General features: G+C 58.2%; 22 protein-coding genes. 13 read left to right on the plus strand and 9 right to left on the minus strand.

Translation table 11 applies throughout. From position 1 onward, the window contains the following. The first annotated feature begins 8 nt into the window (after positions 1-8). Complete coding sequence (locus HKK54_RS29705; RefSeq protein ID WP_010171776.1) at positions 9-1,619, plus strand: argininosuccinate lyase; 1,611 nt, start codon at positions 9-11, stop codon at positions 1,617-1,619. A 68-nt stretch (positions 1,620-1,687) separates the two neighbouring features. On the opposite strand, the gene HKK54_RS29710 is transcribed toward HKK54_RS29705, so the two are convergent. Then, positions 1,688-2,920 (minus strand): cation:dicarboxylate symporter family transporter, encoded by a 1,233-nt coding sequence (locus HKK54_RS29710; RefSeq protein WP_169388793.1) that lies wholly within the window; start codon positions 2,918-2,920, stop codon positions 1,688-1,690. Positions 2,921-3,037: 117 nt separating this feature from the next. On the opposite strand from HKK54_RS29710, the gene HKK54_RS29715 reads away from it, so the two are divergent. Continuing rightward, positions 3,038-3,952, plus strand: a complete 915-nt coding sequence (locus HKK54_RS29715) for a LysR family transcriptional regulator (protein WP_169388794.1) — start codon at positions 3,038-3,040, stop codon at positions 3,950-3,952. 13 nt (positions 3,953-3,965) lie between these two features. Here the strand turns inward: HKK54_RS29715 and HKK54_RS29720 are convergent, their stop codons facing one another. Beyond that, a complete protein-coding gene (locus tag HKK54_RS29720; protein ID WP_169388795.1) occupies positions 3,966-4,295 on the minus strand; it encodes a DHCW motif cupin fold protein in 330 nt (109 codons plus the stop codon). Positions 4,296-4,420: 125 nt separating this feature from the next. Between HKK54_RS29720 and HKK54_RS29725 the strand changes: the two genes are divergently transcribed. Next, positions 4,421-4,897, plus strand: coding sequence for an HIT family protein (locus tag HKK54_RS29725; RefSeq protein ID WP_169388796.1), 477 nt, complete (start codon positions 4,421-4,423; stop codon positions 4,895-4,897). Between the two features lie 204 nt (positions 4,898-5,101). Here the strand turns inward: HKK54_RS29725 and HKK54_RS29730 are convergent, their stop codons facing one another. The 6 genes from HKK54_RS29730 to HKK54_RS29755 all read right to left on the minus strand — a co-directional run bounded on the left by HKK54_RS29730 (position 5,102) and on the right by HKK54_RS29755 (position 11,420). After that, on the minus strand, positions 5,102-5,578 hold the full coding sequence (locus tag HKK54_RS29730) for a GNAT family N-acetyltransferase (RefSeq protein ID WP_169388797.1): 477 nt from the start codon (positions 5,576-5,578) through the stop codon (positions 5,102-5,104). Positions 5,579-5,595: 17 nt separating this feature from the next. Beyond that, a complete protein-coding gene (locus tag HKK54_RS29735) occupies positions 5,596-6,072 on the minus strand; it encodes a GNAT family N-acetyltransferase (protein WP_169389391.1) in 477 nt (158 codons plus the stop codon). Between the two features lie 48 nt (positions 6,073-6,120). Continuing rightward, positions 6,121-7,611 carry an aldehyde dehydrogenase gene (locus HKK54_RS29740; protein WP_169388798.1) on the minus strand — a complete coding sequence of 497 codons (1,491 nt, stop codon included), beginning with the start codon at positions 7,609-7,611 and terminating at the stop codon, positions 6,121-6,123. A gap of 39 nt (positions 7,612-7,650) precedes the next feature. Beyond that, complete coding sequence (locus tag HKK54_RS29745) at positions 7,651-9,030, minus strand: APC family permease (protein WP_169388799.1); 1,380 nt, start codon at positions 9,028-9,030, stop codon at positions 7,651-7,653. 121 nt (positions 9,031-9,151) lie between these two features. Further along, a complete protein-coding gene (locus HKK54_RS29750) occupies positions 9,152-10,534 on the minus strand; it encodes an aspartate aminotransferase family protein (protein WP_169388800.1) in 1,383 nt (460 codons plus the stop codon). A gap of 46 nt (positions 10,535-10,580) precedes the next feature. Continuing rightward, a complete protein-coding gene (locus HKK54_RS29755) occupies positions 10,581-11,420 on the minus strand; it encodes a helix-turn-helix transcriptional regulator (RefSeq protein WP_169388801.1) in 840 nt (279 codons plus the stop codon). A 153-nt stretch (positions 11,421-11,573) separates the two neighbouring features. Here HKK54_RS29755 and HKK54_RS29760 point away from each other — a divergent pair, with 153 nt between their 5' ends. Genes HKK54_RS29760 through argE form a run of 4 tightly spaced genes read left to right on the plus strand, consistent with a single transcriptional unit; the run spans position 11,574 to position 15,170 of the window. Further along, complete coding sequence (locus tag HKK54_RS29760; RefSeq protein ID WP_442962318.1) at positions 11,574-12,905, plus strand: flavin-containing monooxygenase; 1,332 nt, start codon at positions 11,574-11,576, stop codon at positions 12,903-12,905. Positions 12,906-12,929: 24 nt separating this feature from the next. Then, positions 12,930-13,340: a RidA family protein gene (locus HKK54_RS29765; RefSeq protein ID WP_010171793.1), complete on the plus strand. Its 411-nt coding sequence runs from the start codon at positions 12,930-12,932 to the stop codon at positions 13,338-13,340. A gap of 10 nt (positions 13,341-13,350) precedes the next feature. Continuing rightward, positions 13,351-14,028, plus strand: a complete 678-nt coding sequence (locus HKK54_RS29770; RefSeq protein ID WP_010171795.1) for a DUF1028 domain-containing protein — start codon at positions 13,351-13,353, stop codon at positions 14,026-14,028. Then, positions 14,025-15,170 (plus strand): acetylornithine deacetylase, encoded by a 1,146-nt coding sequence (gene argE, locus HKK54_RS29775; RefSeq protein ID WP_169388803.1) that lies wholly within the window; start codon positions 14,025-14,027, stop codon positions 15,168-15,170. The genes HKK54_RS29770 and argE overlap by 4 nt, the downstream gene beginning before the upstream one ends. A 130-nt stretch (positions 15,171-15,300) precedes the next feature. On the opposite strand, the gene HKK54_RS29780 is transcribed toward argE, so the two are convergent. Then, on the minus strand, positions 15,301-16,212 hold the full coding sequence (locus HKK54_RS29780; RefSeq protein WP_010171799.1) for a LysR substrate-binding domain-containing protein: 912 nt from the start codon (positions 16,210-16,212) through the stop codon (positions 15,301-15,303). 251 nt (positions 16,213-16,463) lie between these two features. Here HKK54_RS29780 and HKK54_RS29785 point away from each other — a divergent pair, with 251 nt between their 5' ends. The 6 genes from HKK54_RS29785 to HKK54_RS29810 all read left to right on the plus strand — a co-directional run bounded on the left by HKK54_RS29785 (position 16,464) and on the right by HKK54_RS29810 (position 22,065). Then, entirely contained in the window at positions 16,464-17,879 is a 1,416-nt protein-coding gene (locus tag HKK54_RS29785) for a purine-cytosine permease family protein (RefSeq protein WP_008435358.1), read from the plus strand. Between the two features lie 379 nt (positions 17,880-18,258). Beyond that, entirely contained in the window at positions 18,259-18,687 is a 429-nt protein-coding gene (locus HKK54_RS29790) for an ATP-binding protein (RefSeq protein ID WP_169388804.1), read from the plus strand. 559 nt (positions 18,688-19,246) lie between these two features. Continuing rightward, on the plus strand, positions 19,247-19,738 hold the full coding sequence (locus tag HKK54_RS29795; RefSeq protein WP_169388805.1) for an AAA family ATPase: 492 nt from the start codon (positions 19,247-19,249) through the stop codon (positions 19,736-19,738). After that, positions 19,728-20,690, plus strand: coding sequence for a hypothetical protein (locus HKK54_RS29800; protein WP_169388806.1), 963 nt, complete (start codon positions 19,728-19,730; stop codon positions 20,688-20,690). The genes HKK54_RS29795 and HKK54_RS29800 overlap by 11 nt, the downstream gene beginning before the upstream one ends. Before the next feature lie 369 nt (positions 20,691-21,059). Beyond that, entirely contained in the window at positions 21,060-21,353 is a 294-nt protein-coding gene (locus HKK54_RS29805; RefSeq protein WP_169388807.1) for a fructose-bisphosphate aldolase, read from the plus strand. Between the two features lie 220 nt (positions 21,354-21,573). Then, positions 21,574-22,065, plus strand: coding sequence for a GNAT family N-acetyltransferase (locus HKK54_RS29810; protein ID WP_169388808.1), 492 nt, complete (start codon positions 21,574-21,576; stop codon positions 22,063-22,065). The last annotated feature ends 36 nt before the right edge of the window (positions 22,066-22,101 follow it).

Genomic DNA, 22,101 nt, shown 5'->3' on the forward strand with positions numbered 1-22,101 from the left:
CGTTGCACATGAATACCAAAAAAAGCCTGATCCACCTGGCCGTCGCCTTTGCCCTGTTCAGCAGTTACGGCGCCTACGCCGCCGACACCGGTGCGTTGCCCTGCAAGACCACCGAAGAATGCGCGGCCCAGGCGGCCAAAGTCGGCGCCACGCCGGGCTCTTCGCAAACGGCCCACAAGGCCAAGGGTGACCCGACCCAAACCCAGTTCGCCTGGCTGAACCGCATCAACAAAGCCTCGATCGTGATGCTCACCGAAGAAGGCATCGTGAAACCGGACATGGGCCACAAGATCGCCGGCGGTGTACGTTTTGCCATCGACCAGGCCGACCAGCCTGACGGCAAACGCCCGGAAGACGTGCTGCAACTGGAAAAAATCATGACCGACAAAATCGGTCCGGAAGCCTCCCTGATCCACTCCGGCCGCAGCCGCCAGGACATGCTCGCCACCTACCGCCTGGCCAAACTGCGCTCACAGGTATTGGCCTACAGCGACGCACTGAACGCCACCCGCCAACGCATCCTGAACATCGCCGACAAGAACATCGACACCCTGGTGCCCGCCTACACCAACGGCGTGCAGGCGATGCCCATCAGCTATGCGCACTACCTGCTGGCGTTCGAAGCCGCGTTTGACCGTGACGGCCAGCGCATCCGCGAACTCTACACCCGCCTCAACCAGAGCCCGATGGGCACCGCGGTGCTGGCGAACTCCGCCTACCCGCTGAACCGCGAACGCCTCGCCGAGTTGCTGGGCTTTGACGGCGTGCGGGAAAACTCCCTGGATTCGAGCCAGGTGTCGACCTATGACATCCCGATCGAAGCGGCCAACCTGGCCGCGTCTTCGGCGATCCGCATCGGCGCGATGATTGGCGATATCCATACCCAATACCATCAGATCCGCCCATGGCTGTTGCTGGACGAAGAGTCCACCTACACCAGCAGTGCGATGCCGCAAAAGCGAAACCCGGGGCTGTTGATGCGCACCCGCGAATCGGCCTCGGATGTGGTGGGCCTGGCGCAAACCGTGACCCTGCGCGCGCATAACGTCACCACCGGCATGACCGACTACAAGTTCGCGTTTGATTCGCTGGGCCTGTTCCAGTCCACCGACGAGATGTTCAAAAGCATGGATGCCGTGCTGGATGCGCTGCAAATCAACCCGCAGCGTGCGCTGGATGAACTGGAGTCGGAGTGGACCACGTCGATGGAGCTGGCCGATACCCTGGAGCGTCAGTTCAAGGTGCCGTTCCGCATTGGCCACAGCTTCGCTTCGTTGATCGTCACCGAGGCGCGCAGCAACGGCACCACGCCGAAGACCTTCCCGTATGCAGACGCGCAGAAGCTGTACACCCAGGCAGCGGACAAATACAAATGGACACCGAATGCTTTGCCGCTGGATGAGGCGGGTTTCCGTGCGGCGCTGTCGCCGACGACAATGGTCAAGACCCGTAAAGGCACGGGTGGGCCGCAGCCGGAAGAGGTCAAGCGGATGTTGGTGGAAGCGCGCAAGAACCTCGACGCAGACCAGAGCTGGTTGAAGGAACGACGTGAGAAATTGAAAGGTGCGGAAGGCAATCTGGACAAGGCCTTCGACAAGTTGCTGAACGCCAAGGGCTGAAATGCAATCTGAATGTGGGAGCCCGCTCCCACATTTGACCGAGTATGGGGCTGGACATTGTGTTTGGCTCAGTGACTCAGCTCCCGCTTCAATACCTCACGATCAATCGCCCCCTGCCACCCGCAAATCGCCAGGCACGCCACACAATTGCCCAGCACATTGGTCAACGACCGACACTTCATCAGCCGCTCCACCCCCAACAACAATCCCACCCCTTCCAGCGGCACCAGTTGCAGGATGTTCAACGTCGCAATCAGGGTAAACAGCGCCGAGCCCGCCACGCTGGTGGACCCGAGCGAGGTGAACAGGCAGATCACCAGCACCGCCAGCAACTCGGGCACGGCAATCTCCACACCGGCCAGATGCGCCAGGAACATGATGGCGGTGGTCAGGTAAATGTTGGTGCCCGCCAAATTGAAGGTATAACCGGTGGTCAGCACCAGGCGCACTAATTGGCGATCACAGCCCAACGCCTCAAGTTTGCTCACACAACCAGGAAGTGCCGCCACTGACGAGCCGGTAAACGTCACCAACAACAACTCTTCTTTCAAGTAAACAATGAGCCGAGTCAATTTAACGCCGAGCAGGCGTGTAATCGTGGCGAACACTAAAATAACGAAAACGGCGCACGCCAGATAAATAACCACAATGAACTTCAAGAGCGGCAACACCGAACTTAATCCGTACTTTCCCACCACAAATGCCATCGCACCGAACGCCGCCAACGGTGCGAATTTCAAGATAACCCGCAGCAGCCAGAACAACCCGGCGACGGCTGCTTCCAGCCAGCCCAGGCAGCGGTTGCCGACCTGGCCGCCCCGCCCCAGCACCAGTCCGCACAGCACCGCCACCAGCATCACCTGCAGCACCAGGCTTTGGGTGAAAACCTTGTAGAGACTGGACGAAATCGAGGTCATCGACAGTTCGTGCAGCAGCGTTTCCGGCGCGACGGGCGGTGTCAGGTGATCAAAATCCAGGTTGGCCACCGCCCCATGATCGAGGTTGAACAGCCACCCCGTCGCCATCCCCAGCAGCAACGCGGCCAGGGACATCAGCTGAAAATACAGGACAATTCGGCCCACGACATGCCGGTGGTGGGGTTCGCGCTTGATCCCGGCGACACCGGTCGATACCAGCACAAACAACAGAAACGGCATCAATAACCCGACCACTTTTATAAAGGTGTCACTGAGCAGTTTCATCTCAACCGCGACACCCGGATAAAACAGCCCTAACACCATGCCAAGTACAATGGCAATCAAAATAGGCAGGGTGGCGTTATTGAAAAATCGGCTCGACATCAATGCTCCATGGTCTTTTTATTTATTGTTATTGTCGGATCAGGCCACTTTCGGCATATTGGTCGCCAAGGCGCATCAGGCCACAAATAATAAAGTCTTGTCACGGGATATACCACCATGGAACTTCGCCATTTACGTTATTTCATCATGGTGGCCGAAGAGCGACATTTCACCCGCGCCGCCGCCCGCCTGAACATGCAGCAACCGCCCCTCAGCCAACAGATTCGCGCCCTGGAGCAAGAGCTGGGGTTCGACCTGTTCAAGCGTCACCCCAAGGGCGTCGACCTGACCGCCGGCGGCCTGGTGTTTCTCGATGAAGCGCGGATCATCCTCGCCCGTGTCGAGCAAGGCTCGCTCAAGGCTGCCCGCGCCGCCCAGGGCATCGAAGGCACCCTGGTCATCGCCTTCACCAGCTCCGCCGCCGCTCACCCGCTGATCCCACGAATCATCCGCGCCTACCGCGAGCAATACCCCGGCGTGGAACTCTCGATCAACGAAGGCAGCGCCCGGGAAGTCACCGAAGACACCATCGAAAAACGCATCGACATCGGCATCCTGCGCGCCCCGGTGGGCGACCACCAGAGCCTGACGTTCCACCGCCTGCTCAACGAAGAAATGCTGCTGACCCTGCCCGTCGGGCACCCGTTGCTCAAGGGTGCCGAGCCCAAGATCACCATGGCCGACCTCAAAAACGAACGCTTCATCCTGGTCCGCCGCCCCGGCGCACCGGGGATGTACGCTAACCTGATCAAGGCCTGCCAGAACGCCGGCTTCGAGCCGAAGATTGCCTTTGAAGTGGAGCGCATGCTGACCAACGTCAGCCTGGTGGCCGCCGGTGAGGGCATCTCGGTGGTGCCGGCGTCGATGCGCGATGTGCACCGCGAGAGCGTGGTGTACTGCCGGATCAGTGACGCGCGACCAAGGTTGCTGGCGCCGATCACCCTGGTCAGGCGCACGTTCAATCCGTCGGCGCCGTTGCAGAACTTCATTGGGTTGGCGCGGGAGTTGGCGGGGGTTTATCGCAAGGGTTGAGGCCCGAAAAACGTCAATCCACCACAAACAACTTCGCCCCGATGGCCGTGGATGATCGATGCCCTTCCATGTCATTGCCCACCTGATAACTCATCCCGGCCGTCAGCGTGAACTGCCGGCCGTCCTCCAGCTCGGTGTGCAACTCGCCCTCCAGGCACAGCAGGATATGCCCGCGCCAACACCAGTGATCGGCGAGGTAACCGGCGCTGTATTCGACCATGCGCACGCGGGTTGAACCGAACTGGCAGGTGCGCCAATACGCGCTGCCGGTTTCGCCGGGATGCAGCACCGGTTCGAGGGTCGACCAGTCGGTGGTGCCAAAGGGAATTGCGGTCAGGTTCATGAGGGTCTCGGCGGTGAATATAGATGGTCAGAACGTACTGAACAGGTGCGCACAGCGATAGAGACAGATCCACTGCATTTGCGGGATACAGTATCCTGCACCCTCCTCCGCATGGACGCCCGTCGATGAAGATCGATCCATCCTTTGTTGTGCATGAGACCGAGCATTGGCTGCTCAATCATCACCTGTCATCCGCACTGCCGGGCTACCTGATGCTGGGTGCCAAGGCGCCGGCCCACTCACTGGCGGACATGCCCGAGGCGGCGCTCGCAGAGCTGGGTGGGTTATTGGCCAAAACCCAGCGAATCATGGAGGCGCAACTGCAGCCCAAGTGGCTTTACATCAGCCGGTTCGGGCATATGCCGGGCTTCCCGCTGCACTTTCATTTCATTCCGGTTTACGAGTGGGTGGAAGCGTTGTTTTGGGGGGATGAGCGCTATCGGGTGCTGCAGAATTTCGGGGTGCAGCAGGAGGCTACCGACGGAGCCGAACTGACATTTTTTATCTGGCGAGAGTTTGGTGAGAGCCCTACTCCACCGGCGGTACAAGGCCCCGTTGTAGGCGAGGTGATCAAGCGTTTGCGTGGGGCATTCAAGACATGACCTGTGGCGAGGGGGCTTGTCCCCCGTTGGGCTGCGCAGCAGCCCCAAAACAGTCACTGAGTTCTGCCTGCAGGACCGCAGTCGCCTTATTGGGGCCGCTTCGCAGCCCAACGGGGGACAAGCCCCCTCACCACAGCAAGCCCCCTCACCACAGCAAGCCCCCTCACCACAGCAAGCCCCATCGCAACAGGTTTTTTTGGGGTGTCAGTGCGAACGGTGCAGGTATTTGCGCATCGGAATACACGCCAGCTGCAACCCCGATGGCGAATGGTAGATCGCCTGTTCGCTGCCCACATAGCCGTGCCGCCGGTAAAACTCCGCCGCGTTCAACGTCGCGTCCAGGATCACTTCCTCAACCTCCAATTCCCGCGCCAACGCCTCCAGGTACACCACCATCTGCTTGCCAATCCCGCGTCCGGTAAACCCGGGCAACACGAACAGCGCACCGATTTCGTTGTTCGCCAGGTCCAGCATGCCGGTAGCCACCGGCTCACCGTTGATACATCCCAGGTAAAAATGCTTGTCCATCAGCGTGTCATAACCATCCTCGGCGCAGCCCCGGGTCCACAGCATCATCTGTTCCGCCGTATAGGCGCCGATGCATTGGCTGCGTATGGCCAACAAGCGAATATCAAACGCGGTCTGTGCATCGTCCTGCGTGGCGCGTCTTATCTCGAGCATCTGTCCCTCCATGGACATCAGGCATTCTCGTCACCCGGTCGGGTAAACGAATAGCGGTCAATATCGGTCCTCAACTGCCAGCCCTGGCCTTGCCAATAACGGGCGGCGCTGTCATTGGTCTTGAACACATCCAGGTGGCATTTGCGAATGCCGAGCTGCGCAAGGCTGTTGAGGCAGCGCTCAACCAGCGCATTCGCAATACCCTGGCGCCGATACTCCGGCAACACCAGCAGGTGCTGCAAATAGCCCCGACGGCCATCGTGCCCGCACATCACGCACGCCACCAGCCGACCCTCTACCTCGGCCACGAAACTCATGCCGGGGTTGCGCTCCAGGTAACGCTCGGTGGCCTCGCGGGAGTCCGCATCGCGCAGGGAGATGCCGGGGGTGTTTTGCATCAGTTCGAGCACGGCGTCGTAGTCGGCAGCGCTCATTACGCGAAGAGTGGACATGCTGTTGAAAGCCCTCTGAGTTCGGGTGAAGTTTGCCTGCATGGACGCCGGCCGAACACTCATAAATACACGACCGGATGACAACTTGAGTCAACGCAGCTGAAACCAGGTGGTTTTCATCTGCGTGTACTTGTCAAAGGCATGCAGTGATAGGTCACGACCGAACCCGGATTGCTTGCCGCCACCGAAGGGTACCGCGACATCCAGGGCGTCAATGGTGTTCACCGAAACAGTCCCGGCATTCAGCGCACGGGCCACGCGGTGTGCACGGTTGAGGTCATCACTCCATACCGACGCCGCCAGGCCGTAGAGGCTGTCATTGGCGTGTTGTATCGCCTGTTCTTCCGTGTCAAAGGCGCTGACGGCAAGCACCGGGCCGAACACTTCATCACGGGAGAGCGCCATGTCGCGGGTCACGCCGGCAAAAATGGTCGGCTGGATGAAGTTGGTGGAACCATTGATGCTCAACTGTTCGCCACCGCACACCAGCCTGGCGCCCTCGCCCTGGGCCTGGACGATGGCGTTCATGATGCGGGTGGTTTGCTCACCGTCGACGATTGCACCGGCAGCACTGCCCGGGTCCAGCGGATCACCGGGCATCCAGGCCCGTGATTTGGCAATCAGGCGCTCAACGAACTCGTCATGGATGGAGCGTTGCACGTAGAGGCGGGAGTTAGCCGAGCACACCTCGCCCTGGTTGAAAAAGATGCCGAAGGCGGCCTTCTCCGCCGCAAGGTCCAGGTCCTGGCAGTCGTCGAACACCAGGTTCGGGCTCTTGCCGCCACACTCCAGCCACACCTGCTTCAAGTTGGACTGGGCGGAGTACTGCATAAAATATTTGCCGACCTGAGTGGAGCCGGTGAAGACCAGGCAATCCACATCAGGGTGCAGCCCCAGGGCCTTGCCGGCACTTTCGCCGAGGCCGGGTACCACGTTCAACACGCCTTCCGGAATGCCCGCTTCCAGGGCAAGCTGGGCCAGGCGCAACGCAGAAAATGGCGACTGCTCAGCGGGCTTCAGGACCACGCTGTTACCGGCCGCCAATGCCGGCGCGAGCTTCCAGGCGGCCATGTCGAGCGGGAAGTTCCACGGCACCACCGCTGCAATCACGCCCAAGGCTTCGCGGGTGATGGTTGCCAGCGCGTTGTGAGCGGTGGGTGCCACTTGATCGTAGAGCTTGTCGAGGGCTTCGCCGTACCAGGCAAACACATTGGCGGCGCCGGGTACGTCAACGTTGTAGGCGTCCATCACCGGCTTGCCCATGTTCAGCGAATCGAGCAGCGCCAGTTCCTCACGGTGGGTCATCAGTAACTCGGAGAGCCTGACCAGGATTTTCTTGCGCTCCACCGGCGGCATCCGCCGCCAGGGGCCGGTGTCGAAGGCCTGCCGAGCGCTGCGCACGGCCAGGTCAACCTCGGCGTCACCGCAGGCCGACACACGCGCCAGCAACTGCTGGGTGGCGGGATTGATTGCATCGAAGGTGGCCCCGGTGGTCGCGCTCACTGAGCGGCCACCGATCAAGGCGGTATTGATGAACATCTGGCGGGCAACACGCTGTTGCCAGTAGTTAAGGTCGAACACGTTGTACTCCCGATAAATGGCTTTGGATAAACGGGCGGGTCACTCGGCGATCTGCAGTTCCGGCATCTTCACCCGCAGCCCTCGCGTGATGCCCAGCAAACAAATGAGGCCAAGCCCCATCCAGCACAGGCCGATGGTGAACGACAGGCTGGAAAGGCTGCTCCACAGCCAGATCGTGCTGAGGAACCCAAGCGCCGGCACAACCGCGTACAGCAAGTAGTTCCTGGTGCCACGCAACTTCTGGTCGACCAGGTAATGCTTGATCACCGCCAGGTTCACCGCCGAGAACGCGAACAGCGCACCGAAGCTGATCATGTTGGCGACGGTGTCCAGCGTGATCACCAGGGCAATCAGCGAGAACAGGCTGACCAGCACGATCGCCGTGGCCGGCACGCGCTTTTTGGTCACCAGCTTGCCGAGCACGCGGGGCAGTGCGCCGTCACGCCCCATGGCGAACAACACCCGCGACACACTGGCCTGGGAGACCATCGCCGAGGCAAAGCAACCGGCGACATAGGTCGCGGTAAAGGCCGTCACCAGCAGTTCGCCGCCCACCCGGCGCATGACGTCCACCGACGCCGCATCCGGGTCGACGAAGCTGTTCCATTCCGGGAACACCATTTGCGCGAAATACGAAACCAGCAGGAACAGCAGACCGCCAAACAGCGACACCACCATGATCGCCAGCGGAATGGTGCGTCGCGGGTTGGGGGTTTCCTCGGCCATGGTCGACACGGCGTCGAAGCCAAGAAACGACAGGCACAACACCGCAGCACCCGCCATGATCAACGGTGCGCTGAAGCCTTCGTGGTGGAATGGCGCCAGCAGCGACACCGGTGCGGACTGCTCGTTGAGGGTCTGCACCGACAACGCCACGAACACCACGATGAACACTAACTGGGCCACGATCAGTATCCAGTTGACCCGAGTGATGGACTCAATGCCCACCAGGTTAAGCGTGGTCACCAGCGCAATCGAGCCGAGCACCCACACGGCGGTCGGCACCGCGGGAAAGTACTCGGACATGTAGATGCCAATCAGCAGATAACTGAGCAGCGGCAAAAAGATGTAGTCCAGCAACAGGGTCCACCCGGCGATAAAACCGAAGTAAGCGCCGAACGCCTTGCGGGTATAGGAATAGACCGAGCCTGAATAGGGATGCGCCTGGACCATGCGCCCATAGCTGTAGGCCGTCAGCAGCATGGCGGCGAGGGTCAGCATGTAGGCGGTCGGCAAGTGGCCCTTGGTCATTTGGGTCACCAGGCCGTAGGTGGTAAACACCGCCAGCGGCACCATGTACGCCAGGCCGAAAAGCACCAGCCCCACAAGGCCCAGAGGCTGACGAAAGCGCCGGGATGAAGTGCCTTTGGGTAAGGTTTGATGAGCGGGTGTATCGGTCACGTTTGTTATTGTATTCATGGGTGACTCCTGGAAATGGGGATGCAGGGCGTCGCGGCATTCGATGACCTCGATGCCGTTCAAGCGTTGCCTGATGGAGGGTGCGCACCACCCCTTACAGGGGAGTGGCGCGCAGGTCACTTCACAGTTTTCCCGCGATCCGTGCGGTGCGATCTACCGCGATGCGGGTCTTTTCGACCAGCTCGTCCAACTCCGCGCGCGTGGCCACCAGCGCGGGTGCCATGATCATGCGGCCCAGTGTGGAGCGAATGATCACGCCCTCTTCGAAACCGAAGGTGCGGCACTGCCAGGCCAGGTCGTTTTCATGCTCGAAGCGTTTGCGCGTGGCCTTGTCTTCGGCGAACTGCAAGGCCGCGAGCAGGCCCGTGCCCTGGATCTCGCCGATCATCGGGTGGTTGCCGAACACTTCCTGCAGGATTTTCTGCAGGTACGGCCCGGTGTCGTCCTTCACCTGGCGCACGATGCCTTCGTCCCGCAGCGCCTTGAGGTTGGCCAGCGCCACCGCCGCCGCCACCGGGTGCCCGGAATAGGTCAGCCCGTGGGCGAACACACCGCCACGTTCCACCAGCGCATCGGCCATGCGCTTGCTCAGCACCAGGCCGCCCATTGGCAGGTAGCCGGAGGTCAGGCCCTTGGCGATCGACAGGGTGTCGGGCTCAAAACCGAAGTGTTGGTGGGCGAACCACTCGCCGGTACGGCCAAACCCGCCAATCACCTCATCGGCACACACCAGCACATCGTATTGACGGCAAATGCGCTGGATCTCGGGCCAGTAGCTTTGCGGCGGGAAGATCATGCCGCCCGCGCCCTGGAAGGGCTCGGCGATAAACCCGGCGACGTTTTCCGCGCCCAGTTCGAGGATTTTTTCTTCCAGCTGCAGGGCGCAGCGGCGGCCGAACTCGGCAGGCGTCAGCTCGCCGCCATGGGCATACCAATAAGGTTCGTCAATGTGCGCGACGTCCGGAATCAGGCCGCCCATCTCGTGCATGAACTTCATGCCGCCCAGCGCCGACGCGGCCAGGGTGGAGCCGTGATAGCCGTTCCAGCGACCGATCATGATTTTCTTCTGCGGCTGGCCGACCACCTGCCAGTAGCGGCGCACGGTGCGGATCAGCACTTCGTTGGCCTCGGAGCCGGAGTTGGTGTAGATCACGTGGCTGTAGTGCGCCGGCAACAGGCTGAAGAGCAGCTCCGACAGCTCGATCACCGCCGGGTGGGTGGTGTGAAAGAACATGTTGTAGTACGCCAGCTGATCCATTTGCGCGGCGGCGGCAGCGGTCAAGTCCCGGCGCCCATAACCCAGCTGGGTGCACCACAGGCCCGACATGCCGTCCAGGTAACGCTTGCCTTCGCTGTCCCACAGGTACAGGCCCTCACCGCGCACCATCACACGCGGGCCTTCGGCATTCAGCGCCTTTTGGTCGACAAATGCATGGATGTGGTGGGCCGCATCAGACGCCTGGTAATCCTCGGTCAGGCGGTTCAGTTGGGCGGGTACGTTCATGGTATTTCTCTCTTATTAGTGGTGACGCAAGGGGGAGCAACGCCGCTCAGCGGTTCTTGCTCATATAGCTTTCCAGAGGGTCTTTGCTCAGGACGCCCTGGGCTTCGGCCAACGAGTCGATAAACAAGGCAAACAGTTCCGATTGCGCGCCGATATCGAGCTTGGTGTAGATGTGTTTGCGGTGGGACTTGATGGTGTCTTCCGAGACGTCGAGGCGCTCGGCCAACGAGCGAGTGGAATGCCCACGCAGGATCAGTTGGGCGATCCGGCATTCCCGCTCGGTCAAGATCGACGAGCCAAAGTTGTTCAGCGCCGAGTGAATGCGCTGCTCCAGCAGGTTTTCGAAGCGCGCACCGTGGGCATCCAGGCCAACGAAATGCTTGCCCAGCACCGCCAGCACCCACGGGGCTATGCGTTTGAATTGCCGGGTGACCGCGGCGTCGAGCTTTTGCGTAAAGGCCAGTGACACCGCCAGGCTCGACCCGTTGCTCGACTGCAGGATGTAGTTCAGCTCATCCTCCAGATGGGAGTGCCGGTAAAACGACTGGAAATATTCACTGAGTTCGAAGTGATCGGGGGCGACGTCGGCCAGGTCGTAACACCCGGAGCTGACGCCTTCCACGCAGGCCCCGTAAAACGGGTCGAGCAAATAAAACCCCGACAGGTACTGGCGCACGTTGCCTTGTGGCAGCCACGGTCCTTCCAGCTCGAACAGCGCGCTGGGCATGCCGCCACGCGGGTAGAAATACAGCGTGGTGGCCTGGATCGGCTGGAGATAACCGAGGGCCTCGAACAAGGTCGCGGCGAACCCCGGTTGCCCGATGCTATCGGTCACCCGCGCCATCTGTTCGAACCATTGCGCAGAAGAAAGCCGGTCGTTTTCCACTTCAAAGACTCACTGAAAGAACTGCAAGGATGGTCACACACTCCTCCCCTCCTCGAAATCACCCGATAGGGTGAGCCTGCATTCGATATTTATGCTCACTTCCCAGCTTAATAATATTTTATTAAAAACCGCCCTCCCCCTAGCCTTGAAGCCATGCCCAAGCTGAATCCAACTGCATTACGCAAGGACAGACACATGACTCAAGCAATAACAAAAACAGACACGCTGGTGGTGGGAGCCGGTCAGGCTGGCGTCGCCATGAGCGAGCACCTGAGCAAGCAAGGCGTGCCGCACCTGGTGCTGGAGCGCAGCCGTATCGCCGAGCGCTGGCGCACCGGCCGCTGGGATTCGCTGGTTGCCAACGGCCCCGCCTGGCACGACCGTTTTCCGGGCCTGGCCTTCGATAACGTCGCCCCCGATGGCTTTGCGCCAAAAGAGCGGGTGGCGGATTACTTCGAAGCCTATGCACGCAAGTTCAATGCGCCGATTCGCACCGGCGTGGACGTGACGTCCGTGGTGCGCAATGTCGGCCGCCCAGGCTTTACCATCCACACCAGCGAAGGCGTGATCGAAGCCAACCGTGTGGTGGCGGCGACCGGGCCGTTCCAGAAGCCGGTGATTCCGGCGATTGCGCCTAAAGACACTGCGCTGCACCAGATCCACTCCGCTGACTACCGCAACCCCGCCCAACTGCCGGCCGGCGCCGTGCTGGTGGTGGGTGCGGGCTCCTCCGGGGTACAGATTGCCGATGAACTGCAACGCTCCGGCCGCCAGGTGTACCTCTCGGTCGGCGCCCACGACCGCCCACCGCGTGCCTATCGCAACCGCGATTTCTGCTGGTGGCTGGGGGTGCTGGGCGAGTGGGACCAGGCGGCGATGAAACCCGGTCGTGAGCACGTCACCATTGCGGTAAGCGGCGCCCACGGCGGCAAGACCATCGACTTCCGCGAGCTGGCCCAGCAAGGCATGACCCTGGTTGGCCTGACCCAATCCTTCAACGGCAGCGTTGCGAGCTTCCAGCCCAACCTGGTGGACAACCTGGCGCGCGGCGATGAGAACTACCTGGCCCTGCTGGATGCGGCGGATGCCTATATCGAACGCAACGGACTGGACCTGCCGGTAGAGCCTGAAGCGCGCCGCGTGTTTCCCGATGCCGAGTGCATCAAGCACCCGATCCTTGAACTGGACCTGGCCAAGGCCGGTATCACTTCAATCATCTGGGCCACCGGTTTTGCCGTGGACTACAGCTGGCTGAAAGTCGATGCGTTTGACGCCTCCGGCAAGCCGCAGCACCAGCGCGGCGTGGCCAGCGAGTCGGGCATCTACTTCCTCGGTTTGCCATGGCAGTCGCGCCGGGGCTCGTCGTTTATCTGGGGCGTTTGGCATGACGCCAAGTACGTGGCCGACCATATCGCCATCCAGCGCCAATACCTTGAGTACCGCGAACCCGCGCCGGTTGTTCACACCTCACCTGTCAGCGCCTGATCACTTATTTCTGGAGTTTTTTTGATGCCTACTCACACTCGTATCCGCATGTTCAACACCAAGGAAACCTACCCTAACCAGAGCCTGGACAACGACCTGTGCCAGGCCGTACGCGCCGGTAATACAGTGTATGTGCGCGGCCAGGTGGGCACCGATTTCGACGGCAACCTGGTAGGCCTCGGCGACCCACGCGCCCAGGCCGAGCAGGCCATGCGCAACGTCAAGCAATTGCTGGAAGAAGCCGGCAGCGACCTGAGCCACATCGTCAAGACCACCACCTACCTGATCGACCCGCGCTACCGCGAGCCGGTGTACCAGGAAGTCGGCAAGTGGCTCAAGGGTGTGTTCCCGATCTCCACCGGGCTGGTGGTGTCGGCTTTGGGCCAGCCACAATGGCTGATGGAAATCGATGTGATCGCCGTTATTCCCGAATAAGGAGCTGCACATGACCTTTTCAATCGTCGCCCGTTGCGCGGACACCGGCCAGATGGGCATTGCCATCAGTTCATCGAGCATTGCCGTGGGCGCCCGTTGCCCATGGCTGCGGCCCGGCGTGGGTGCGGTCTCGACCCAGAACATCACCCTGCCGGCCCTGGGCCCGGACGTGCTCGATTTGCTGGAGCAAGGCCTTGCCCCCGCCGACGCTGTCGATAAAGCCCTGACCCGCAACGGCTACAGCCAATACCGGCAACTGACGGCGATTGATCACCTGGGCCGCACCGTGCATTTCAGCGGCAGCGAAACCCTCGGCACCCATAACGCGGTGTCGGGCGAACAGTGCGTGGCCGCCGGCAATATGCTCGCCGACCGCGCGGTGATCGAGGCGATGGTCAAGGCTTTCGAGCAAGGCGAAGGCCAATTGGCAGACCGACTGCTGGCCGCGATGCACGCGGCCATCGACGCCGGCGGTGAAGCCGGGCCGGTGCACTCGGCAGCGTTGGTGGTGGTGGGCGAGCTGACCTGGCCGATCATCAACCTGCGGGTAGACTGGGCCGATGAGCAGCCGATCGCCGAGCTGCAAAAGCTCTGGGACGCGTATCGCCCGCAAGTGCAGGACTACATCGACCGCGCCCTCGCCCCCGACCGTTCCCCGGGCTACGGCGTGGCCGGAGACGACCGATGAGCACCAGCCGCGAACTGCTGCAGACGCTGGTGGGGTTCGATACCACCAGCCGCGAATCCAACCTGATGTTGATCGAGTTTGTGCGCGACTACCTGGCGGGCTTCGATGTCGCCAGCGAGTTGGTCTACAACGAAGAACGCAGCAAGGCCAATCTGTTCGCCACCCTCGGCCCGGCGAATGTGCCCGGGATTGTGCTGTCGGGGCACACCGATGTGGTGCCGGTGGATGGCCAGCCGTGGACGTTGCCGCCGTTTGAGTTGACCGAGCGCGACGGCAAGCTGTTTGGCCGGGGCACAGCGGACATGAAGGGGTACATCGCCTGTGTGCTGGCGCTGGTGCCGGCACTGGTCGAGGCCAACTTGCGCATGCCGGTGCATATCGCCCTGTCTTACGATGAGGAAGTCGGCTGCCTCGGGGTGCGTTCGTTGCTCAAGGTGCTGGAGCAATGGCCGGTGAAACCGCTGCTGTGCATTATCGGCGAGCCCACCGAGCTGAAACCGGTGCTCGGTCACAAGGGCAAGCTGGCGATGCGCTGTGATGTGCATGGCGAGGCCTGCCACTCGGCCTATGCGCCTTCCGGGGTGAATGCGATCGAGTATGCGGCCGAGCTGATTGGTGAGCTGGGCCGGATTGGCCAGCGCCTCAAGGCCCATCAGGACGAGCGCTTCGACCCGCCGTTCAGCACCGTGCAAACCGGGGTGATTTCCGGCGGCAAGGCGTTGAATATCGTGCCGGCTGATTGCCGCTTCGACTTTGAAGTGCGCGCCCTGCCCTCGATGGACCCGGGCGAAGTGGCTGAGGAGCTGCAAGCCTATGCGATGCAGCAGGTGTTACCGCGGATGCAGGCGGTGAGCCGGCAGAGTTCGATTCGCTTCAGTGAGTTGTCGGCGTATCCGGGGCTGGCCACCGATCAGCGCAGCCAGGCGGCGGAGCTGATTGCGGCGTTTTCCGGCTCGCGGGCATTTGGCACCGTGGCGTTTGGGACTGAGGGTGGGCTGTTTGATGCGGCGGGCATTCCGACCGTGGTGTGCGGGCCTGGGAGCATGGACCAGGGGCATAAGCCGGATGAGTTTGTGAGCGTTGAACAACTGAAGGGTTGCGACGATATGCTGCAGCGGATGTTGCTCTCGATCCGTACCTGATTCCCCAAACAACTCAAATCAACTGTGGGAGCCGGGCTTGCCCGCGATGGCGGTGTATCAGCCAGCAGATTTGCAAACTGATCCACCGCCATCGCGGGCAAGCCCGGCTCCCACATTTTTGGTTTTGTGTCTAACCCAGTAACCGCGCCAGCTCTTCGCGGCAGTAGTCCACAAACAACTGCACCGGCTTGGTCAACGGTGCCCGCCGCAACCACACCGCCGACAGCCCCGACCCCGTCACCGTCTCCGCCAACGGCACACACACCACCTTCTGCCCGTCATAGGTGTATTCGGTAAACGGCTTGGTCACCAGAATCGAAAACCCGAACCCCCTGCCCACCATGCCGCGCACCATCTCAATCGACGGCGAGCTGAATACAATATTCGGCGTCAACCCGCGCTCTTCAAAGATGCTCACGAAGTACGTCCGGCTCGGCAGCACGTCCAGCAAAATCATCGGCTCCAGCACCAGGTCCGCCAACGACACCTTGGCCTGCTGCGCAAAGCGGTGATCCGCCGGCAACAACGCATACGGCTGCTGCGGCGGCATCAACGGCGTGGTCTCGATGGTGCCACCCAAGTCATGCTCGAACAGCATCGCCACATCGATACTGCCCGCGGTCAGCGCCTGTACCAGCTCCTGCTGCTCGCCGTCGCGAATACGGATTTCCACCCCTGGCCACAGCGCCTTGAAGCCGGCAATCAAACGCGGCAAATACAGCGGCGCCACGGTTTCAAAGCAGCCGATGTCGATCTGCCCGGCCACCACGTCGTTGTCGGCGAGGGCGTTCTGCTCAAATTCATGGGCCACCCGCAGCAGCTCCAGGGCCTTGCGATAAAACCGTGCACCACTGGGGGTCAGCGACACCCCTTGCGCGTGATGCCGGATAAACAGCTGCACGCCAAAGCTGTCTTCCAGTTGCTTGATGGCCGTCGACACCGACGGTTGCGCGATATAGAGCTTGCGCGAGGCCTCTGCCACGCTGCCGCACTCGGCGGTGGTTACAAAATATCTGAGCTGACGCAGGTTATAGGCAGCCATCGGGACCTCCATAAACGTGGGATTTCGCCCCAAACAAGTGCGTGAAAATCGGCTTTTTCACACTGATTCAAGTACATGCAACATACCGGAGCAAAAAATCACGCGAGATACTTTTTTTAAGGTCTATAGCAACAAACTTACTAATTTACCTCCCCGTGGCCATTGCACATGATCACTCCAACAACAAAAGCGACGCACACGCGCCGCCCAGCGAAGTACGTCAACGTACTCACCTTGCCTTGGAGCTCGTCATGGTTACCACTGCAACATCCTCCGCCCCGCTTATCGAAAAACACACGATTGGATACGTGCCCCCGGAAGATCGCCACGGAAAGGTAAGAGACCTGTTCACCCTGTGGTTCGGCGGCAACATCGCGCCGCTGCCCATCGTCACTGGCGCCCTGGCGGTGCAACTGTTCGGCCTGAACCTGGTGTGGGGCATCATCGCGATCCTCGTCGGCCACCTCGTCGGCGGCGTGCTGATGGCGCTGCACTCAGCCCAGGGCCCGCAAATGGGCATCCCGCAAATGATCCAGAGCCGCGCCCAGTTCGGCTCCCTCGGTGCGCTGCTGGTGGTGGTGATCGCCGGCGTGATGTACATCGGCTTCTTCGCCTCCAACATCGTGCTGGCGGGCAAATCCCTGCACGGCGTGGTGGACGTGATCCCGGTGCCGGTGGGCATCGTCATCGGCGCCATTGGCTCGGGCATCATCGGCATCATCGGCTACCGCTTCATCCACGTGCTCAACCGCATTGGCACCTGGGTGCTGGGCGCGGGCATCGTGCTGGGTTTCGGCTACATCTTCACCCACGTGCAAACGGCCGACTTCCTGACGCGCGGTAACTTCAACATCTCCGGCTGGCTGGCCACCGTGTCGCTGGCGGCGCTGTGGCAAATCGCGTTTGCGCCGTACGTCTCGGACTATTCCCGCTACCTGCCGGCGGACGTGCCGGTGGCGTCGACGTTCTGGACTACTTACCTGGGCACCGTGCTGGGTTCCAGCCTGTCGTTCATCTTTGGTGCCGTGGCGGTACTGGCAACGCCCGTGGGCATGGACACCATGGACGCGGTCAAACTCGCGACCGGCTCCATTGGCCCGCTGATGCTGTTGCTGTTCCTGCTCAGCGTGATCAGCCACAACGCACTCAACCTGTACGGCGCGGTGCTGTCGCTGATCACCCTGGTACAAACCTTCGCCTACCGCTGGATCCCCACCGCCAAGGCGCGTGCCGTGATCTCGGTGCTGGTATTGGCGGCGTGCTCGATTGCAGCGGTGTTTGCCTCGAAAGACTTCATCGGGCACTTCGTGGACATGGTGCTGGTGCTGCTGGTGGTGCTGGTGCCGTGGACGGCGATCAACCTGATCGACTTCTATGCGATCCATAAGGGCAAGTACGACATCGGTTCGATCTTTCGGGTGGATGGCGGGATTTACGGCCGGTACAACCCCCAGGCGCTGGTGGCGTATGCGGTGGGGATTGTGGTGCAGATTCCGTTTATGAATACGCCGCTGTATGTCGGGCCGATTTCGGCACACATCAACGGGGCGGATTTGTCCTGGCTCGTGGGGTTGGTGGTGACGTCACCGTTGTATTTCTGGTTGGCGAGTCGGGACAGTGCGTATAAGCGTCGGTTGGAGGGGGGGAAGTTGGTGGGTGGGGTTTGAGCACCGAGCTCCTCTTATTACACATAAAGCCCAGCACTCAGCTGGGCCTTTTTTTGTACCTAGCCAAGCAAGGCAGGCGCAGACAAAGAGATTCGCATCTGCTCCTAGCTCCGTTTTTTTGATTTAAGAGTTATTAAATTCGCCGCTGGTGCAAATCAGTACGACGCTACCAAAACCGCTCGTTCATCCCTCGCTCCCAGCACAATAGCGACGTCCACTAGAAAAACTGAAGAGGGGTTTTCATAGCGACGCCATATGATGGCATACTGCCGCATTCAAGACGTTGTTGGAAGCAGTACCATCAACAGAAAGTTCAACCTAGGATTTCTAGAAGCCTCACATAAAAATTATATAACCTGATTCAGCAAGGACATTAGAATTGAGACTGACAAGCATACGGATATCGGATAAAAAAATCACATTACGCAATAGTTCACCAAATCTTTTTGATATTGACTCTATTTCATTATTAATAGGCAAAAATGGCTCAGGAAAAACATTAGCCCTTCAGAGCATCATTAAGGCCTTCAATGCCAAAGACAAAGACCTACTGAGCAACTCCTGCGAACTATCGTTCGATTACCGAAAATCATACAACAAAGATGACACTAATAAATGGGGAGTAATTTACTACACCCCTGCCCAAAACCGCCCAATACGAAATAATTCAATCAGTTTTTTGGACGCCTCAAAAAGAAAAATAGAAAACCTATTCCACCTAGATCGTTACAGCGACGTTCTCGGCGCATTTGATTTAAAACTAGAACTTGTCGCAACTATAAAATCCGAACACAAAAAAAATAGGTGACCTATTAGCAGAGTCACTCATTAAAAACAAAAATTTTCGCTCCAAAACAATACAAGAAAAATTTGACTTTACCAAAGCAAGCCAACTAAAAACAAAGCTTGAATCGACTTCGGACTTCGAAATCCCCCAAGAAGAATTTGAAAAACTCTCTCAATCCTATACGAATTTACTGTCATCACTTTCCGAACTAATCCTAGATACGATCATACATTCAACCTCTGAAGCCAGGACTTTTTCATGCCTAGCAACGGCCACACACATCATTGAAAAAGAAAAACTTGGAATCACACATCTAATTGAATTCATCCGAACATACCTGAAGATTGACTTATTCCCACCTCTAAAGTTACGCCGCACCGACCTAGCCTCGCACGTTCGTTTAGCTGACGACGTTGAAATTCGTCTACACAATTTCAAAAAAGCCCCCACACTAGGCAGTAGAGTTTCTTACTCCTACTACTTAACCACTAAAGGCAAAAGGAATGAAATAGAAAACTCCCCCATATTTACTTTGTGCAAGATTGACTTTCCGGCGATTAGCTCTGGTCAATGGGCAATCATGAAGCAAACCATAGCAATTTACGAATCGCTATTTGATTTAGCAAAAAAGAAAAAAAACCCGAATATATTACTACTAATTGATGAGGGTGATGCATTCCTTCATCTTGAATGGCAACGTCGCTATATCATGCAGATTAACGACTTTTTATATCGATGCAAAAAAGATCTAGATATTAAAAATCTGCAGCTTATTCTTGCAACGCACTCTCCCCTTTTAGCGACCGATATACCACGGGATTTCGTTTGTACTCTAGATAGCCCAGACCCTCAGCCCTCCTTTGCCGCACCGCTGCAGCTCATTCTAAACAAATCATTTAATTCACGTTCAATCGGTGAGTTTGCAACGCGTGAAATAAATAGGACTCTACATCGCATAAAAAGCGGAAAACTGGAAAACAAAGATCTTTACATCATTGAAATGATTGACGATCCAGTCATAAAAAGAGAAATCTTATACCTCTTAAAAGAGGCCAAAGAAAATGCTAATTAATATCTCAAACAGCTGGGCGGGCGCACGCGCTCAACACAACAACTTTCTTATAAATGAAATACAAGCAGCATTAGCTTCACCAAGTAAAGACCCAGTAATGGTCAAGACAAAAAAGTTTCTACGCTGGATTGAACCTCACCTCATTTCAACCAAACCACAAAATTTAATTCATGCCATCAATAAATTTAACAAAATTCGCATGCAAATGACAAATGCCGAATTCACCACATTCAAAACACAACTAAAAGCAGTATTTAAATATGATAACTTCATCAAACGAAAAAAAATCAAGTGGGATGCATACAAGCTCTGCGAAGCATTTCCTTTTAAGGTATGTCCTTATTGTCACTATACCCACATATTTACTGTCATAGAAGAAAAGGGCATTCGTCCAACCATCGACCACTACTACTTAAAAGATGAATACCCGTTTCTAGCCTTGGCTCTAAACAACCTAATACCAAGCTGTGCTACTTGCAACTCTAACCTTAAGGGGGTTATAAACTTTTGCAAAACACCACACCTAAACCCTCTTATTGATCCAGAGTCCATTAATTTTCACTGCACTAAACCCGGCTCTACAATTCTGGACATTGTGAGCAACTTTGAAAACTTAAAGCATGAGCTCACAATTGAATTGAGACTGGCCACATGCCAAAAAACTAAAAACTCAGCAACGACTTTCAAGCTCAACGCTCGCTACCAAAACCTTGTACATTACGGAATTAATTTTATAGGCGCCAAGACTTCTATTGAGAATTCTTCTGGGCTTTCAAGCTTTTTTTCAGTAGGCCCTCAGCTACCAGGCAAAGCGGTAAACTTTGATGCCCCACCAGAAGAGATTCAGAAACGACAACTTCAATTTGATAGAGAAGAATACAAAAACATAATACATGGAAAAATGCTTGCCGACCTATACGATCAATTTGATCGAAAGTCGATCTTCTTCTAAACCTTACTAACAGGTGTATATCTTCATCAGTTTCGGAATATTCAAAGGCTCTCGTCAAAAGAAAGGCTCGACTTGACCTAAGCTTTGACCAGTTGCACCATTTAATGCTAGCAATTATAGTTCGTCGCGCCGCTGGCTTAGGTCAGCGACAGGGTTTCGCAGCCCTACCAAAATAGAATCAACCTGCACAGTCATCAGACCCCCAGGCGGCTCCCGCCTGCGTCTAGCTTTATGGCGGCTGTGCGTGGGAGACCTTCGGGTCTGCCGGGGGTGATTCTTCCTGGTCTGCGAACCCGCGCACAGTTGCCACCCAATCTGTTTCGCAGCGGCAAGGTGGCAGTTCTTTTACCTAAAATAGAATCGAACCTTATGACTACGACTAACCCGCCCCACCGTTTCACCCCCATGTCCCAAACCGCCACCGAATCCCCCGTCCTGCTCATCGACAGCGACGCGGCTCTCTGCGATCTCCATGCCTGCATCAGTGAGCGCCTCAACGCAGCCCTCAAATACCTGCACCTGATGGCCTGTTCCAACGTGTCTGATTACGGTGAACAAGACATCAATACCGTCGCCGAAACCGCACGAATCCTGGTCCAGGATGTGGCGGATGTGTTTGGGGTGATTGAGCGGCGTGGGATGCATACACCTGTAGCCAGCTGATTTATTTCCAGCGTTGAGAAAACCCGCATTTGCGGGTTTTCTAGTTATGGGGCATGGCGAATATTGATAGTGTCAGGACCGCCGCCATCGCGGCCTCGCTAAGGCTCGACGGCTCCCACAGGGGATCGGGGGGGTTTGTGGGGTTTGTGTTCGGCGGTGCTGTCGGGGCGTTCTTTCTTTATCATGGGGGCTGTCGTTCCATTTTCCCTCAGGAAACCCAATGCCCACCCTCACCTTCCGTAACGCCACCCCCGCAGACGCCAACCGTTGCTACGAGATCGAAATCTCGGCCTACGAAGGCGACGAAGCCGCCACCCTGGAAAAGATCGCCACGCGCATTGCGCTGTACCCGCAAGGCTTTCTGATCCTGGAGGCGGATGGTGTTGTGGTCGGTTTCATCAACTGTGGTTGCGCCGACGAAGTGGTGATGTCGGATGAGGCCTTCAAGGAGTTGGTGGGGCATTCAGCCGACGCGCCAAATGTGGTGATCATGTCGGTGGTGGTGGACCCCGCCCGGCAAGGCAAGGGCTACTCGACGCGCTTGATGACGGAATTCTTGCAGCGCATGCAGGCGATGGGCAAGAAGACCATTCACCTGATGTGCAAGGACCAGCATGTGGCGTTGTATCAGCGCATGGGCTATCGCTATGTGCAGCCGTCGGCCTCTGACCATGGCGGGATGGCGTGGCATGAGATGGTGATGGATATCTAGCCATCACACTCCCTCACCACAGGGAAAGCATTTGCC

The organism is Pseudomonas sp. ADAK13 (assembly GCF_012935715.1).
GTDB lineage: Bacteria > Pseudomonadota > Gammaproteobacteria > Pseudomonadales > Pseudomonadaceae > Aquipseudomonas.